General features: G+C 58.4%; 14 protein-coding genes. 1 reads left to right on the top strand and 13 read right to left on the bottom strand.

Translation table 11 applies throughout. The features are described from left to right. Window positions 1-71: 71 nt before the first annotated feature. The 13 genes from SH139x_RS03325 to SH139x_RS03265 all read right to left on the bottom strand — a co-directional run bounded on the left by SH139x_RS03325 (window position 72) and on the right by SH139x_RS03265 (window position 14,847). Window positions 72-521, bottom strand: coding sequence for a DUF1844 domain-containing protein (locus SH139x_RS03325; RefSeq protein WP_488353865.1), 450 nt, complete (start codon window positions 519-521; stop codon window positions 72-74). Further along, window positions 514-2,175: a CTP synthase gene (gene pyrG / locus SH139x_RS03320; protein ID WP_488353864.1), complete on the bottom strand. Its 1,662-nt coding sequence runs from the start codon at window positions 2,173-2,175 to the stop codon at window positions 514-516. Before pyrG ends, SH139x_RS03325 begins: the two co-directional genes overlap by 8 nt. Before the next feature lie 72 nt (window positions 2,176-2,247). After that, window positions 2,248-2,997: a 3-deoxy-manno-octulosonate cytidylyltransferase gene (gene kdsB / locus SH139x_RS03315; RefSeq protein WP_488353863.1), complete on the bottom strand. Its 750-nt coding sequence runs from the start codon at window positions 2,995-2,997 to the stop codon at window positions 2,248-2,250. A 40-nt stretch (window positions 2,998-3,037) separates the two neighbouring features. Continuing rightward, window positions 3,038-5,479, bottom strand: a complete 2,442-nt coding sequence (locus SH139x_RS03310; protein WP_488353862.1) for a flagellar hook-basal body complex protein — start codon at window positions 5,477-5,479, stop codon at window positions 3,038-3,040. A 67-nt stretch (window positions 5,480-5,546) separates the two neighbouring features. Further along, on the bottom strand, window positions 5,547-5,990 hold the full coding sequence (locus SH139x_RS03305; protein ID WP_488353861.1) for a flagellar hook assembly protein FlgD: 444 nt from the start codon (window positions 5,988-5,990) through the stop codon (window positions 5,547-5,549). Window positions 5,991-6,168: 178 nt separating this feature from the next. Then, entirely contained in the window at window positions 6,169-7,962 is a 1,794-nt protein-coding gene (locus SH139x_RS03300) for a flagellar hook-length control protein FliK (RefSeq protein ID WP_488353860.1), read from the bottom strand. Window positions 7,963-8,048: 86 nt separating this feature from the next. Continuing rightward, complete coding sequence (locus SH139x_RS03295) at window positions 8,049-8,699, bottom strand: hypothetical protein (RefSeq protein ID WP_488353859.1); 651 nt, start codon at window positions 8,697-8,699, stop codon at window positions 8,049-8,051. Beyond that, window positions 8,696-9,151 (bottom strand): flagellar export protein FliJ, encoded by a 456-nt coding sequence (gene fliJ / locus SH139x_RS03290; RefSeq protein ID WP_488353858.1) that lies wholly within the window; start codon window positions 9,149-9,151, stop codon window positions 8,696-8,698. The genes SH139x_RS03295 and fliJ overlap by 4 nt, the downstream gene beginning before the upstream one ends. Window position 9,152: 1 nt before the next feature. Further along, window positions 9,153-10,448, bottom strand: a complete 1,296-nt coding sequence (locus SH139x_RS03285; protein WP_488356152.1) for a FliI/YscN family ATPase — start codon at window positions 10,446-10,448, stop codon at window positions 9,153-9,155. Between the two features lie 119 nt (window positions 10,449-10,567). Further along, window positions 10,568-11,275: a FliH/SctL family protein gene (locus SH139x_RS03280; RefSeq protein WP_488353857.1), complete on the bottom strand. Its 708-nt coding sequence runs from the start codon at window positions 11,273-11,275 to the stop codon at window positions 10,568-10,570. Window positions 11,276-11,281: 6 nt separating this feature from the next. Beyond that, window positions 11,282-12,634 carry a FliG C-terminal domain-containing protein gene (locus tag SH139x_RS03275; RefSeq protein ID WP_488353856.1) on the bottom strand — a complete coding sequence of 451 codons (1,353 nt, stop codon included), beginning with the start codon at window positions 12,632-12,634 and terminating at the stop codon, window positions 11,282-11,284. A 109-nt stretch (window positions 12,635-12,743) separates the two neighbouring features. Then, window positions 12,744-13,667: a DUF3667 domain-containing protein gene (locus SH139x_RS03270; protein WP_488353855.1), complete on the bottom strand. Its 924-nt coding sequence runs from the start codon at window positions 13,665-13,667 to the stop codon at window positions 12,744-12,746. A 79-nt stretch (window positions 13,668-13,746) separates the two neighbouring features. Next, a complete protein-coding gene (locus tag SH139x_RS03265; protein ID WP_488353854.1) occupies window positions 13,747-14,847 on the bottom strand; it encodes a fatty acid desaturase family protein in 1,101 nt (366 codons plus the stop codon). A gap of 243 nt (window positions 14,848-15,090) precedes the next feature. Here SH139x_RS03265 and cobA point away from each other — a divergent pair, with 243 nt between their 5' ends. Beyond that, the gene (gene cobA, locus SH139x_RS03260; RefSeq protein ID WP_488353853.1) at window positions 15,091-16,620 is read left to right on the top strand and encodes a uroporphyrinogen-III C-methyltransferase; all 1,530 of its coding nucleotides are present in this window, start codon (window positions 15,091-15,093) and stop codon (window positions 16,618-16,620) included. The last annotated feature ends 13 nt before the right edge of the window (window positions 16,621-16,633 follow it).

Genomic DNA, 16,633 nt, shown 5'->3' with positions numbered 1-16,633 from the left:
GTACCAGACCGGGCCAACTCTACAGAGGGGAAGACTTGAAACGGTTGGGAAGACTTTACTGCTTAAACTTATCAGACTTGCAGGTAAGCAAGCCGCAATTGATGGAGCACTTCGGTTAACATTTTGCTTTCTTGAGCCTCCAAGTTCCCGCTGGTCTTGGCCTCGATGACACCGAGCAAATCGATGTAATGTTTAGCGATCGGCTTTTCGGGTTTGGCCAGATCGCCTTCCGGTCCGGGGAGTTGCCCCATGGCGTGCAGCGCCTGCGTGGCCAGCATGCTGATCAAAAAATCAAAGGTGGGAGGCGGCATCTGCATGGCGGCGTCCATTGCCTCGCCGGTCGGCTGATCCGCTGACTGATTACCGGTGGCCAGTTCGTCTTGACCATCAGGCTTGACGATTGGCTCCCCTTCAAGTGGCGAGGTGGAAGCGGCGGCATGCGCCTTCTCGCGTTGAACTTGCTCTTTCCAATCCTCGTCAACAATCAGCTTGGGCGGCTGCTCTTCAGGTTGCTCAGGCATGATGATCCACTGGGTTGTTGGCGGTCGCGTCATTGACGTCGGCCACCAAGGGAAGCTTGCGTCTGGCCACGGCGGCCCCCACAAAACCAGCAAACAAGGGATGCGGCTGGAGTGGCTTGCTTTTGAATTCTGGGTGAAATTGCACAGCTACGAACCAAGGGTGGTCGCTGATCTCCACGATCTCCACCAGTTTACCATCTGGGCTGGTTCCGGCGAACCGCATACCGTGGGCGATAAATTGCTGACGGTAATCATTGTTGAATTCGTAACGATGCCGATGTCGCTCTTGAATCTCCTCGCTTTGATAGGCTGCCCGAGCGTGACTTTCAGGAGTCAACGTGCAGGGCATACTGCCCAACCGCATCGTGCCTCCCATGTTGGTCACGTTGCGTTGTTCGTCGAGCAAGCAAATCACCGGATGCGGGGTATCCTTTTCAAACTCCGTTGAGTGCGCACCGTCGAGCCCCATCACCTCGCGAGCGAAATCGATGACGGCGCATTGCATCCCCAAACAGATGCCGAAGTAGGGGATCCCCCGCTGGCGAGCGTAACGCACGGCTTGAATTTTGCCTTCGATGCCGCGTTCTCCAAAACCTCCCGGAACGAGAATCCCATGGAACCCGGCCAACAGCCGTTCCGCCCCTTCCCGCTCAATCTCGCTGCTCTGGATACGGCCGATGCGAATTTGAGCATGATTGGAAATGCCCGCGTGATCGAGCGACTCATAGATCGATTTGTAAGCATCCTTATGCTCGGCGTACTTGCCCACGACCGCGATGGAAACTTCGTGGCGGGGGTTGCGCAGCGTGTGCAGCAGATCACTCCAAGCGGTCATGTCGAGCGCCGCGGCGCTCAACCCTAGACGCTTGACGACCAATTCATCGAGGCCGTTATCAACCAACGAGATGGGGACTTCGTAAATCGAAAAATCCTTATCCTTCTCCTCGATCACCGCTTCGCGGGCGACGTTACAAAAGAGGGCAATCTTGTCGCGATCCTCATGCGAAATGCTGCGCTCGCAACGACAGATCAAAATATCGGGCTGGATACCGATCTCCCGCAACTGGCCAACGGAGTGTTGCGTCGGTTTCGTTTTCAGCTCGTCGGCCGCTTTTAGGTATGGCACCAAGGTGAGGTGCATATAAAGCACATTTTCACGACCGACGTCGAGCGAAAATTGGCGAATCGCCTCGAGGAACGGTAGACTTTCAATGTCCCCCACCGTGCCGCCAATTTCGGTAATCACGACATCGACGTCGTCGCCACCCAGCTTGTGAATCACCGACTTGATTTCGTTGGTGATGTGAGGGATGACCTGGACGGTCTTGCCCAAAAATTGGCCTCGCCGTTCTTTATCGATCACCGACTGATAGATTTGCCCGGTGGTATAGTTGCAATCACGCGTCAACTCACCCGAGGTAAACCGCTCGTAATGGCCCAAGTCCAAATCGGTTTCCGAGCCATCGTCGAGGACGTAGACTTCACCGTGCTGGTAGGGACTCATCGTCCCCGGGTCCACGTTGATATAGGGATCCAGCTTTTGCATCCGCACCCTGAGGCCGCGTTGCTCGAGCAACATCCCTATTGAAGCACTGGTCAGGCCCTTACCGAGCGAACTGACCACCCCACCGGTTACAAAGATATGTTTTGTCATGGGAGCGAATCATACCGCGCATCGATTCGACCGGTAGACCTGTTCTGAGAAACAGCTGGACTCGGATCGCTGCTAAGCTTCGACGCGAGCCCGAAAGGCCTCAAAATCGGCCAAGGTATCGATTCCGGCCGCCGCCGATTCGACTCGCCCGACCACGATCGTTCGCCCCGCTTCGATGGCTCGCAGCTGTTCCAGTTTTTCTAACTGCTCCAAACGGCCGGGCGGTTGGCTAGCAAACCAGAGCAGAAATTCACGCCGATAAGCATAGAGGCCCAAATGATGCCAGTAGTGGGGTGGCTCCGCGGCGAGCAACGCGTCGCTGACACCTTCGCGAGCATGCGGGACCGCGGCACGGCTGAAATAGATCGCCCGCTGCACCCCTCCCATCACAACTTTCACACACGATGGGTCGGACAACTGGCTGGCCTCGCGCAGCGGACTGGCCACCGTCGCCATCGCGGCTTCTGGAAATTGTTCCAACAACGTGACGACCAGATCGATCGCGGCGGGGTCAATTTCCGGTTCGTCCCCCTGCACGTTGATGATTGGATCCGCAGTGGATAGCGCCCGGGCCACTTCGGCAATGCGATCGGTACCGCTCGCATGCAGCGGATCGGTCAACAGCGCCTGCCCACCAAAATCACTAACCTCTTGCGCCAGCCGCGGATCATCGACCGCCACGGTCACGCCCTGACAGAGTGTGGACCGCAAAGCGGCCTCATAGGTATGCTGCAGCACTGACTTACCCGCCGCACGGAGCAACAACTTTTCAGGCAAACGGGTCGATGCCAAACGAGCTGGGATCACAATGTGGGCTGGCATCAACCTGGACCTAAGAATGTTGTTGATGGGCGAATGTTGTTTACCGGCGGATGTTTAGCAGTTCATCGAATAACTGCTGAGTGGCGGTGATCACTCGGCTGTTACTTCGATAGTGGGTACTGGCTAAGACGAGATCAACCAAGTCTTGTCCCATATCGGTGTTGCTAAGTTCCAAGGCACCGCCGACGATCGTGCCAATTCCATTCTCGCCCGGACCACCCTGCACAGGCAAACCGCTGTTGATCCCTTGCGAGTAGAGATTGTTGCCACGCTGCTCCAAACCAACCGGGTTGGAAAAGCGGGCTAAAACCAATTGCCCCAAGTCACGCGTCACCCCGTTGCTGAACACACCGCGAATCCGCCCATCCTCACCCACGACAAAGCTGTTGAGGATACCGGGAGCGGAACCATCTTGACGGGTGGCCGCCAAGGAAGCCTCCGCGGTCGCCAAGCCCGAGACGCTGGAGAAATCGAGATCAAACTGCAACGGTGTGGCACTGGGAACATCGTTCCGCTGAACGTTGATCCGCGAATTCGTGGCGGAAACAAAGTTGCCATTGCCGTCAAACTGGACCAGCCCCGTGCCGACCGAGATGTCATGCCCAGAGAGTGGCTGGTTGCCAGGGCTATCCGCGTACCAACGATAGATGGACGCTGAATCGGTTCGTTCTTCGAGCACCGCCGTGACGCGAACGTTGATCGGCACCCCCAACGAGTCATATACCAAGAAATCCGTCGCGGCACTCGTACCCGCGGCCTTCTGAACCGAGCCAAAGGCCAGGTTCGGAACCGTCACATTTCCCAATTCGTCTTCCATGCGGAAAGCGGTCAAATCAATGGTCAACGCGTTTTCTTCACCGTTGTTACTGACAAACCGAATCGCACCGTTGCTAATGTAGCCACCGGGCACCAAATTTCCCGTCTCACCCGGGATGCGATTTTCCGAAGTCGGAATCGGGTTTGCCGAATCAGCCTGTGCAATTTGAATGCCCGAAGCGGATTCGATGAAGTCAATATAATCTTGCACCGTCGTGGTGCTGGTGACCGTAAACGAACCCGTTCCCAGCGAACGGCCACCCTTCTGTCCCGTATAATTCAACGTTCCCTCAGTGAACACCTTCTCAAAATTAAACCCATCCCGCTTGACAACATCGACCAACCGCGAACCACTGTTAATCGTGGGACCATCCAAGTTAACCAACTGATTGCCGGGCACGCTCAAGTCGGCAATCTCGGCATCGGTTCGACTATCAGTAAATGTTTCATCAGGGCTGACCGTGTCAACCAAATAGAAATTGTTTTGGTCATTTGCCAAGTTGCGGTAGATGCGAATCTCATCATACGCCGGAAATCCACCAGTTGCTGGCGGGACCGGAGGCACGGGAAAATCCTTCAGCGAAATGCGGCTATTGACAATGTTCTGCGGGCCAATCAACACGCTCGGGCGACTCTCCGGCTCCCCGTTGCGATGATAAGTCACCATGTAGGTGTAATTACCGTTGAGTACCGAAGCATCCAATTCGGTTGTCGTCAGCGGCGTACTGCCGTCGTCCACATAACTGGCGGCCCCCGCGGCGACCGAGTCGAGCAGGAAGAAATTGTTTCCCCCAGCATCGGTGCGATAAATATTGATCGAGCTGTAATCACCAGCTGTGGGATCAGCGGGCAAATTGTTCAACGTCACTTGCCCACCCGCACCGACCGTGGCGGAGATGGCCGTGCTCGGCACCGCCTCGTTTCCGGATGAGTCCAGGAACGCTATTCGATATTGATAAGCGCCGGCAGCCAAACTTCCCGCGCCAGCCGTGGTGGCGGTGACACCCGCGACGCTGGTAATCGGAGAACTGGAGATCGACACTTCCGCTCCATCAGGACGCGGCACCGCGAAATCTCCCAACACGGCGCTCGCGATGACCTCGGCCACCGTCCCCACTTCGCCCTCGGGAGTCAGCGTCCCCTCCAAAGTCACTTCATCGGTTGCCTTGGCAACGCTTTCCGATCCAATCGGCGCGGTCAAAGGTCTCAGAGTCGTCTGCTGGATGCGAAATAACTCATCGACGCCATACCCCAGCAATCGCTGACCAGTCGAATTGACAAACTCCATCTCGCTGTTGAGCTTGAAAATGCCGTTCCGCGTGAAGAGACGCTCGCCGGACGGTCCGGCGACTTGGAAGAAGCCGTCGCCTTGAATTGCCAAGTCCGAGGCACTGTTGCTGATCTGAATGGTCCCCTGGCCAAAATCAGGAGTAATTTCGGCAATCTGTACCCCCAGACCCACCTGCCGCGGGTTTGTGCCACCGGTGTCCACCGTGGGCGAAGAACCCAAAGACATGGTCTGCAACAACTGCGTGGAAAAAACGGTCCGCGAGGCTTTGAAACCAACGGTCTGGGCGTTTGCCAGATTGTTGCCGATGGTGTCAATCTGCGATTCCGCAGCGTTCAATCCAGTCAGTGATGTTGACAGCGCCGATACTAAACCCATCGATCAGGCCCCTATTTGCCGCGGCTCACGCGGCTCAGGGGAATCTCCCGCTGGCGACGCGCAGCCATCAGTCCTCGGTGTTGATTTGACGAATGTTATCTATATCAATCGTCCTTTCACCCACGTGAACTTTGACGGTTCGGGAATTCTGATCGTTTTCATCAACTTCGACGGTCACCCGATCCACCACTCCGGTTACATCACCCTGCTCACTCAGACCAGAAATACTCTTACCAATCAGACTACTAGCCGTTACGAGCTGTTGGTTGGAGGTCAAAGCGGTGAGCGAGTCGGTCAGCGAATTCGTGGCACCAATCTCACGAATCTGACCGATCTGCTCGATCATCTGCGAATTGTCCATCGGATTCATCGGATCCTGATTCTGCATCTCCGTGATCAACAGCTGCATGAACGAATCCATTTCCAAGTCATTAAAGCCGTCACCGACCTGATTGGTCGTGCTCTGCCCGCTGGCTAGCGCCGAGGTGGTAGCCGAATCGATGCGTGACATGGCAATGAACCCGAAGAGTAAGAAAAAAGTATCAACCGCCGCATCTTACGCTTTGGTGAACAAGTGAAGCCAGTGCGAAATCAGCTCGCGAAATCAGCTCGGCGCGTTGCTGGTAACAGGCCGACTCCCAGCAACGTGCACGTTTCGCCAACTCCGTTCCACCGGCAGCCGGCATGCGTCACAGCCGCAAGTCTAAACCGGGCGTGGTGGCGGCCCAGCGCTGACCGGCCACATCGCCGCCGGCCCCCAAGCCGGCGGCCCGACTTCCCGAATTGTTACCACTGGCCTGCCCCGCTTGTTGCCGTCGCAGATCAGCCCGCTCCCGCCAGCCGGCCCCATTTCGCTGCTGCTCTCCCGCTTGTTGGAAATCACCCGCTTGCCGGAAATCGCCCCCTCGCTCGTGCGCTTCGCCATCGCGGGCGACCTCAAAGTGAATCTGCTCCAGCTCCATGCCAAAGTCGGCCAACCGCTGCCGCAGCTCTGGCAAGTGTTCGCGGAGCACTTCCATCGCCGCGCTGGTTTGGGTGGTGATGGACGCTGCGAGCTTGCGACCGTCAACTTTCAAGTTCAGCTGCACGCTGCCCAATTCGGCCGGATGCAGCATTAAATTAACATGCCCACCGCTGGGGCCAATCCGCTGAAAGGCCCGCGAGACTCGTTGCACCAAGCGAATCCGATCCAAGTTGCCGCTGGCCTCGCTCCCCTCCGCCGCGGTCGCTTTCTTGCCCGCCGCAGCGGCTTGTTTTTCCGTGCCCGCTTCGAGGCTCAATCGCGAGTCGCCCGGCGAGGAGTCCCCCGTGGGGGCCGCGTCGCCAACCGCCGCCGAAGCCTGCACACGTTGCTTTGTCGCCTCCCCGAACAGTTGGGAACCGCTGGCGGGCAACGGAGAAACCGGCGGCACTGGCAGCGCCGCCGCAGCACCCGGGCGGGGCACAACCGTTTCAGCCAAACCGGCATCTAGCTCGCCTTGCCAAGCCGTGGGATTTACGCCTTGCAGCTCCGAAATTTCAAGGCTCTTACCCGCGTTGGCGGCGGCCAGCTCGCGAGCTTGTGCGTTCCTGGGATCGAGTTCTTCAGTCCGCTGGTCCACAGCTTGCTGCTGTTGAGCGGCTGCCGAGGAACGTTCTCCGCGGCGCGAATGCCGGCGAGTTCGCGATGATTCGTCGGCCTCGGTCGTAACCGCGCTCCGCCAACCGAGCTCCTCTGCCGGAGCGTCTGATTCCCGCGGATGCTTGGCCCCGGCGATCGCGGTAGGCTCTTCCGCACCGTCATCGCCCAGTGTCTGGCCTGCAACGACCTTGCCCGCCGCATCTTGAGCTTTACCCTCGACGGCAGCTTCGTTTTCGGCAGCTCGTTTGCCAGCGGCCTCGCGTTGCTCAATCGCCGTCAAGACTTGTGTTTGCGCGTCAAGCGGCGCAGTAGGCTCGCCGTTAATCGCGGCGATCTCCGGGTTGACGGGCTCATCCACCTCCTCCGAAATAACGACTGGTTCCACCTGCGTCACCAAGGGCAAACCCAGTAAGTCTTGTTCATCGGCTTCCTCTGTTGGAATCTCCTCAGTCTCCGCAGCAAGTTCCTCCGCGGCCTGATCGAGTTGACCAGGCAGCAATTGCTCGTCCATTGCCAACGCATTTTGCGGCGATTTCTCAGCCGACTCCGCCACCTCCGCATCCTCCTCCGAACCCGCTTCGCGATCAGCATCCGCGGCTGGCGGTGCACCGACCGCCGCGTTGCGATCATCGCTCGGCAGGCGATCGTGTTGGCGGGGCTGGGTAGCTTCTTGTGGTCTCTGTTGCATGATGGCGTCAAAGGTTGCCAGCAGGTCACCGCCGGGCAGCGTCAATTGTAAGCCGCCGGCCCCCAAACTCTGCTTGCCCGCTGGAACCTGCCACCGCGACAACGCGGCAGGTCGTTGCACAGGCAGCGAAGCGGAAGCGGAAAATTGCTGGTCGCCACGATTGCTAATGTTCATGCTGGGCCCCCCGGCCTGCAGATTGAGCCCTCTTACTTAATGATTTGGGCACCGACTGACAACGCGTTCGTCGTCTTGGCCAAGCCTCAGTTGTCTTGGCGGGCGTCCTCAATCAAGGACTTCTTTGGTTCTCCTTCGCCAATCCGCCGAAGGATTTGCGCAAGCTTGTCCTGCTCTTCCGGCGTTTGGAATTCACTCAGTATCTTCTTCGTTTTATCAGCACTCATTCCTTGAGTGATATTGACGACTGTATCGATTTCTCCGTCATCGAAGATTTTAAGGAGCTGAATCTTAGCCTGATCGGGGGGCAAGACTTCCAAAGTTCGTTGCAGTTCGCGCATGCCGGCGTCTTGCAGCCCCTGATCCAGCTCAGCCAATTTGTTATTGAAAGCATCGCGGCGGAGGTCGAACCGCTCCTGCCTTTTCTGCAAGTCTTGGAGCATGGTTTGAACTTGCTCGTGAAAGTCGGCGATGGCGTTGAGTTTGAGATCCATGTCGAGCCCGGTTTCGGCGCGTTGATCAAGGATTTCATTGAAACTCGGCGTGGGAGTTGTCCTGGAAGCTTCCAACATTTCGCTGAGGCGGTCGCCGGTGATATCAATCCCGTTGGCCAACGCGACCATCTTGATCGCTTTATCACCATCGAGATTACCTCGCGATGCCAACACACCCAACACCAAACATTGGGTAATGACGGTGGCCACACAGAAACTGGCGATCAATTTCCAAATCATCATGCGTCTCCCTGGTGAAGTCCGGCACGCTGCGAGGCGATTTCATCGAGCTGGGCTTGTTGATCGCGCAATTGTGCTTGCCCATAATCCTCCAGCGCGTGCTCTTTGAGCTTCTCAAACTTACGATACTCTTGCTCGGCAAGCGTTACGCGTTGGGCCCGCCGCTCAATTTCTTCCTCAATTTGTCCGAGTTGTTGCTTTATTTCCCGCTGTTGCAGCTCCAAGTGAACGTCGTAGCGGCCTTGGTCGAGCAGCGCATCGAGCGAAATCTGGCCGACCATCTGCCCCGCCGTCGACTGCCGCACCGCTTGCCGCTGTTGCTCCAGTTCGGCCAAGCGATCCTGCAGCACCTGACCTGCCTGTTGCGCTTCGGCCAGACGCCGAAAAGCCTCATCCCGAGCCAGCTCGTGCAACCGGCGCAAAGCTTCGAATCGGTACTTAAAACGCTTTGCCATCTCAGGCCACTCCGGCGATTTGTCCGGCCGCCAACTGCACTAATTGTTTGCGGGTCTCGGCCAGCCGATGACGCTGTTGGACATCCTGCGACAAAAATTGGCGGATCGCCGGTCGCATTTTCACCGCCATATCAAGTTCCGGATTAGCGCCCGGGCGATAGGCGCCAATGTCGATCAAATCGGCCGCCTTGTCGTACTCCGCGAGCCAACGTCGCAGGCTGGCAGCGGCTTGCAGCTCGGCAGGTTTCACCAATTGATTCTGCAGCCGGCTGAGGCTCTGCAACACATCGATCGCCGGCCAGTGTGCTTCGGAGGCCAGCTTTCGGCTCAGCACGATGTGGCCGTCCAACAACCCTCGCAGCGTGTCAGCGATCGGTTCGTTATTGTCGTCGCCTTCGACCAAGACCGAATAGAAAGCGGTGATCGAACCACGTTCGGTGCGACCGGCACGCTCGACCAAGCGTGGTAGCAAAGCAAACACGCTGGGCGGATAACCACGCGTCGTGGGTGGCTCTCCGGCGGCTAGTCCCAATTCGCGTTGGGCCAACGCGAACCGCGTGACCGAATCGACCATTAACAGCACATGCTTGCCTTCGTCGCGAAGTGATTCGGCAATCGCCGTGGCGGTCCAAGCCGCTTGCAGACGCAGCGTGGCGGGCTGGTCACTGGTGGCGACGACCAACACACTCCGCTTGACCCCCTGGGGCCCCAAGGCGTGATCGATAAACTCGCGCACTTCCCTGCCCCGCTCTCCGACCAGCGCGATCACGATCGCATCGGCGTTGGAACCGCGAGTCAGCATCCCCAGCAATGAACTCTTACCAACTCCCGAACCGGCGAAAATTCCCAACCGTTGTCCGACTCCACAGGTCAACAAAGAATCAATCACGCGAACCCCCGTCTCCAACGGCTCGCGAATGGCTGGGCGGTCGAGGGAGCTGGGAGCCGCACCATCGACGCGCGTTCTGGCTAAACCCTCGGGTAACGGTTTGCGATCGATCGGACGCCCCAAAGCGTCCACCACCCGGCCCAATAATTCCGGCCCCACGCCCACGGTAATGCCGTCGGAAATTAACTCCACACGATCTCCCGCCGCCAAACCTTGGGCCTCATCGAGCATCGCCAACAACAGCCGCTCACCACGAAAACCAATCGCCTGAGCCAACGCTTGCCGATTGCCGGCGGAGTGAATGCGACAGACCGAACCAACAGCGGCTAACATTCCGGCCACTTCCACCGCCGCCCCCGAGACCGCGGCAACTCGCCCGCGGATTCCAGCCACCGGACCGTTGTGCATGATCTGCCGCAAATGCTCAGCTTGAGGCAACGGCGGCGGTTGAGGCAAACGAATTGAAGTCAACGGAGCTACTGCTGCGGGAGCTGCTGCGGCGGCGGGCGGTTTTATTTCAGCTGATTTCATGATGGCGCCTGGTCCCCGCGTAACATCGCATCCAACCGCTCCAACTGGCGGCTGAGCGTCATTTCCACCACGCCCGCCTCGGAGCGCACGACCACGCCGCTGGGCTCCACCGACTCATCGGGTTCAATTCTTGAATCTTCGGGCATGCCCGGCGCGATCAGCAAACGCTCGAAGATCTCACCATGCTGGACCAACGTTTCGGGATGCACGGCGATCGTTAACCGACTGGCTGTTTTAGAAGCGGTCAAAGCAACCTCGGCCCACCGCTCGATCATTTCGGGCTCGCGGTCTAACCGGCTCAGCACCAACCTCTCGGTGGCGGCCAACACGGTGGAGACCAACAACCGGCGATACTCGCTCAAGTAAGCTTCTTGAATATCACTGATTTGCTGCGTCACAGCCTCCATGGCCGGAATTCGCTCGGCGACCTCAGCGGCGACTTGCTGGCGAATTTCTTCGGCGGCCGTTTCCATCCCGGCCGCGTAACCTGTCGCTTGACCTTCCTCCGCAGCCCGCTGGCGAATCGCCTCCGCCTCTTGACGGGCCCGCTGCAAAATCGCAGCCGCCTCCGCCTCCACCGCTTTTAGATGCCGCACTCCCGCTTGAGCAAAGTCATCCAAGTTAAAACCGGCCAACCCTGTCATGCCCGCCGCTTTACCTTCCGGCGGAGCCTCCGGTTGTCTTGATTTTAGGATCGTCGCCATCGTGATCTATGCCGCCCGTGCCATCGAGGCCGAAAAGACTTCCTGCTGGTCGGCTTGGAGCCCGGCGGGCCCCTGCATCGTTCGCAAACGAACAGCCGAATCGGGCTCATAGACTTCCAATGCGCGCCAAGCGGCCGCCGCCTTGGCTGCTTCCACTTCCACCACTTCCATCCCACTGAGTTGCTTTAATTGATTTCGCACCAGCTTGGCCTGACGCCTCGGCAATCGCTTAATCAATCGCTGCGCAGCGCGACCCTCCAACCCACAAACCGCCAATAACGCCTGCCGACTGTCCAACTCCGCTAACACCTGCTGTAACTGCTGGGGGCTGAGCGAGTGCAAGATGTGATCGACCTCCTCAGCAGTCAATTCCGCCACCTCCTCAGCTCCCTGGTTGGCGGCTTTGTTGACACGCTCGTCAGCCGCCTCCGCTGACTGGCCCGCTGCAAGTTGGCCGACGAACCCCGCCTCGGCAAACACCGCTTGACGCGAGTGCTGCGACGCATCGCCTGCTTGACCGGTAACTTGCGGACTGACTGCCTGCTGATTGGCAGTTGTCTGATTGGCGGCTTGTTGCAAAGCGGAAGCAATGATCCAATCGGAGGAGCCCAATCCGACGGCCAGATCACTCCGCTCGCTGCTGTCCAAGGCGGCAAAGATGGAGGCCAAGCTTTGGCGTCCGGCGGCGGCCGCGACGGGTTCGATGGCGCCGATCGAATCTCGCAGATGCTGAGCGATTTCTTCAAATAATTCGGTCGGGATCGTCTCTAACCGGCCCAGCCGCTGCAGCGCTCGCAGCCGCAAGTCCGGCGGCATATGCTTGAGCAGCCGCGCGGCTTGCTCCGCTGGCAAAGCGCCCAACACGACAGCCACCGTTTGTGGATGCTCGGCTTGCACCAACTGCACCAACGTGCTGTCGGAAACGTGGCTGAGAAATTGAAGTTGAGGTCGTGCCGCGAGCGGTTCGGCGGTCCCGTTCGCACCGCCCAACTGCGGATGGCCCGCTGGTGGACTACCCTGAGCCTGCTTGCCCCCTTGCGGACTAACGGCTTGCTGGCTGCCGGGGCCGCTTTCCGTTACCGATTCTTGCCGGTGCTGCGTCGCATCGGTGAACCGCCCCACGAAAGCGGTCATTACGCGTCGCACCTCCAGCGGATCGACGTCGACCAACGAAGCTGCCGCGGCCCGCACCCGGTTTGCTTCCCGGGGTGGCAAATGGGCCAACAGCTGGCGCCGTGATGCAGCATCTAAATTGCTGACCAATATCGCGGCACGCCGCAGCGTGGCTTCTTGACTGCGCGGGGCAACGACCATCGCGAAAAAGCGTTTCCCAAGCAAACATTGGACGATTCCTGCCACCCGTCATCCGTAACGGCGGCTTTCCGTGCCCGATATACCATTTCGCGGCTAGCTGAGACCAGAGGAGTTCCTGACTCCGCCAATTCACGTGGCGAAGATATGACTGCGCTCATGGCGACGCCATGACGGCCCACACCACTTTGAGCAAGAACGCGAACAGAAAAAAACCAATAATCGAGCAGACAAATGGAACCCAAGCGATCACCATCGACATCAACGTCAGCAAGCGGGCGGTCCAAGTACGAGCGAAAAATTCTCCATGGGCGAGCTGACTCACGCCGACGTAAATGGAGAGCATGATGGACATGTGCACCCATGTATCCAAGCGAACAGAAAAAGGGGTCAACACCGCCGCTAAGAACAATATCTGAGAAAAGACAAACAGGGAAAACACAATCGTCTCCCCCAAGCGAAACATCTCCCCGCGCCAGCGATGCAACAACCACAACAAACCAGCAAAAGGGATCGCAAAAAAAATCAAAGCGGCGTACGAGTAGCCTTGCGAAACTCCGCTTAGATACGATTCAACCAACGCCTCTTGCAACGGCATCCCGAGCAACTCTTCCAATCGCGAATTCCCCTCAGGGGGTGGCCCCTGCTGCTTAAGCTGTTGCTCAAATTGTGCACTCAATTCTTTGGTGAGAAATCCTTTGACGCTCCAGAAAGCCAACACCTGCGCGGTGGCGGCCAGAAAAAAGTAGGTCAGCGGATTCACGTAAGGTCGCTGCTTGCCGGAGACATAGTCGCGAGCAACGCCGCCAGGTCGCCAACACAATGACCAGAAAGTGTGAAACAAGCCAGCTTCAATCGCGGTTAAACGGCTCAGCAGACTGCGTATCAGATCGCCAAATTTGAGTCGCTCCGACAATTGCTTCTGCCCACAAGCGGGACAGAAAGCGCCCACCCTCGCCTCACCGCAGTTGGCACAAGTCGGCCGCGGCAGGCTCTGGTCCCACCACTGAGATTGACTCTTGACCGCCGGCACCGCGGCCTCCTGCTGCTTTTCCACGTCCAGGACTTGGGGCTTATTCAATTTACGTTCCGACCAATTAGGCGACCGAAAAAGCAACTCGCAGGGGTTCATACCCACTGCGACGCGTGGCCAAGAAAGTCTAACTCCCCCGCTGCGACTCTACTATCGCGGGACTTGCTGAGGAACTTGCTACGGGACTAGCTGCGGGCGATTGCTTTGCGGGAGTCATCAGTTCGCGAAACAATCCGACATAGGTCTTCGTGAGATGGGCCTGCGTGGCAAACTCAGCATCTTGCATTAACACCCGATGCAACTTTGGCAGATTACAGCCCGGCACCGAGGGAAATAAGTGATGCTCCAAGTGATAACTCACGCCGTAAGGCGCGATGAAAATCCGCTCCCACCAGTTGGGCAACACCGTCCGCGTGGCATTCAACTCGTGCGTTCCCGGCACCCCCAAATGCTCGGCCGTGGCGCGAATCCGATTGATTAAATTCAACAGCGTAAATCCGGAAACCATGTAGAGCGCCACCAGCGGCAACACGACGCCTGGATAATGCCAAACAGCCCAACCAAAGAGCACATACACCAGGCTGGTCGTAGCCACATACAGCATGCGAGCGCGAAGCGGAAAATCGACTGACAACGGATCACGCAGATGATTCCAAGGAGCCCAGTGCTTGAACAAAATCCAAGCCCGATGCGCGTTCACGCCCAGCACGCTGCGAACAATCGCCAGCGCGCATCCCCAACGTGTTTTCGGCCACTCGTACCATTCACGCTCTTGCCGCTGGGCGACCAAGTCTTGATCTTCTTCGGTGTTGGTAAACCGGTGATGGCGAAAATGTGTCTTGCGATAGAGCGTGGTCCCCATGCCCAAGGGAAACGCAATCAGCAAATCGCTGATAACATCGTTCACCACTCGGTTGCGATACAGCAGGTAATGAGTCGCGTCATGCAGCATCACCCCCAAGGCTTGCATGCGGCTGGCAATCACCAGCCCGCCGAGCAAAAAAGCGGCCCAGTGCATCGTCACGGCGACGATCACCATCGTGACCGCGATCACCCCCCAGTGCAGCAATAAATAACTACTGGTCCGCCACCCATTTACTTGCGACAAGGCCCGCACCGTGTCAATGTGACGGCGTCGGGAAAATCGTTCCAACGGCAGCTGGCATTCGGCACCAGCGGGGGTTAAACCGGCGTCATGATCTTTTAAAATTTCATCGACAGTTCGCATCTCGGGACCTTCCCAGGATCTCCCTGGACTTCCAAAATAGCAGGTGGCAACATCAATTAACGCCTTAGCCTAATTCACTTTCTCCAAATTAGCTAACCGTCGCGGGTTCCAAACCGGCTGCCGGGGGCGGGCGGGAAACGAGCAGAGCTCCGCCGTAATTCCCCCGTCGCGGGTGCTGAAGATGTGAGATTTCGCCATTTCTTCGAGATATTGCTGTTTTCCTCCAGATAATTGCTGAACATTATGACCCAGATTGGCAGCCCCCCCCGCGTCTCGCTGGTCGGTGCCGGACCGGGCGACCCTGGGCTGCTGACTCGCCGCGGAGAAACCCTGCTCCGCCGCGCCGATGTCGTCTTGTACGACGGGCTCAGCAACCCCGAGATTTTGCGATTGGCTCCGCAAGCCGAGCATATCTGCGTGGGCAAACATGGCCAAACCCGGATCTGGAGCCAAACTGAAATCAACCAAGAAATGATTCAGCAGGCCAATGGCGGCCGCAAAGTGGTGCGTTTAAAAGGGGGCGATCCGGCCGTCTTCGCACGCACGGCCGAAGAGATTACGGCACTTCGCGAAGCCGACCTACAGTGGGAAATTGTGCCCGGAATTACCGCCGCCCTGGCCGCCAGCTCCTTCGCGGGGATTCCCGTGACGCATCGGGGTCTTGCTTCGGCCGTGGCGTTGGTGACTGGCCACGAGGAGCCGGGCAAAACAGCCTCCACGCTGGACTGGCAAGCGCTCGCCAAATTTCCCGGGACGCTGGTGGTCTACATGGGAGTCACGACGGTGCAAAGCTGGACGGGCGCGCTGCTGCAAGCGGGCAAAGCGGCCGACACCCCAGCAGCTATCCTGCGACGGTGCAGCCTGCCCGACCAAAAAGCGGTCCTTTGCCGCCTGGACGAAGTCGCCGGGCACCTCACGCCGGCGACAAAAATGCGACCTCCGGTGATCGTCATCGTGGGTCCGGTGGCCAAGCTGGCTGAAACCGGCTCCTGGTTCTCGCAGCGTCCGCTCTGTGGCCAACGTGTGCTGATCACCAGGGCGGCCGATCAAGCCGACACCCTCGGCGAAACGCTGGCCGAACTCGGCGCTGAAACGCTCTTCCAACCCGCCATCACGATCAGCCCCCTGGCTGCCGAATCGGCCGCCGCAACGAGCTTGCACACAGCGATCACCGAACTCCCCAACTATGACATCATCGCCTTCTCCAGCCAGAACGGGGTCAATTATTTTCTCGCCCGCATGCGGCAACTCGGTTACGACTCGCGGCGTTTTGCCAACCTGAAAATAGCCGCCGTCGGCGCTCGCACCGGCGAAGCCCTAGCCGCTCATGGTTTAATCGCCGACTTTATTCCTCCTGATTACAGCGCCCAAGCACTGCTTGAGATGCTCGGCGCACAAGTCTCCGGCAAGCGGATTTTGCTGCCCCGCGCCAGCCGTGGCCCCGATACCCTGCCTCGCGGTCTCAGCCAACTCGGCGGCGAGGTAAGCGAAGTTGTCTGCTACGAACATGCCGATGTCCCGGCCGCAGATCCGCAGATCCTGAACCAGTTGCGTGGCGGCCACATCGACTGGACCACGGTAACCAGCAGCGGCATCGCCCGCTCGCTGGTCAATCTGTTCGGCGAGTCGCTGCGGCACACCAAGCTCGCTTCGCTCAGCCCGACCACATCGGCCACCTTGAACGAACTCGGCTTTCCAGCAACCGTGGAAGCCTCCAGCGCTACGCTGGACTGCCTCTGTCAGACGATCGCGAACCACCTTCCATCCGGCTAACAGCACTTCCCCA

Source organism: Kothea flammea (genome assembly GCF_052161645.1).
Taxonomy (GTDB): Bacteria; Planctomycetota; Planctomycetia; order Pirellulales; family Pirellulaceae; genus Laterigemmans.
This window is presented reverse-complemented; position numbering and strand designations above follow the sequence as displayed.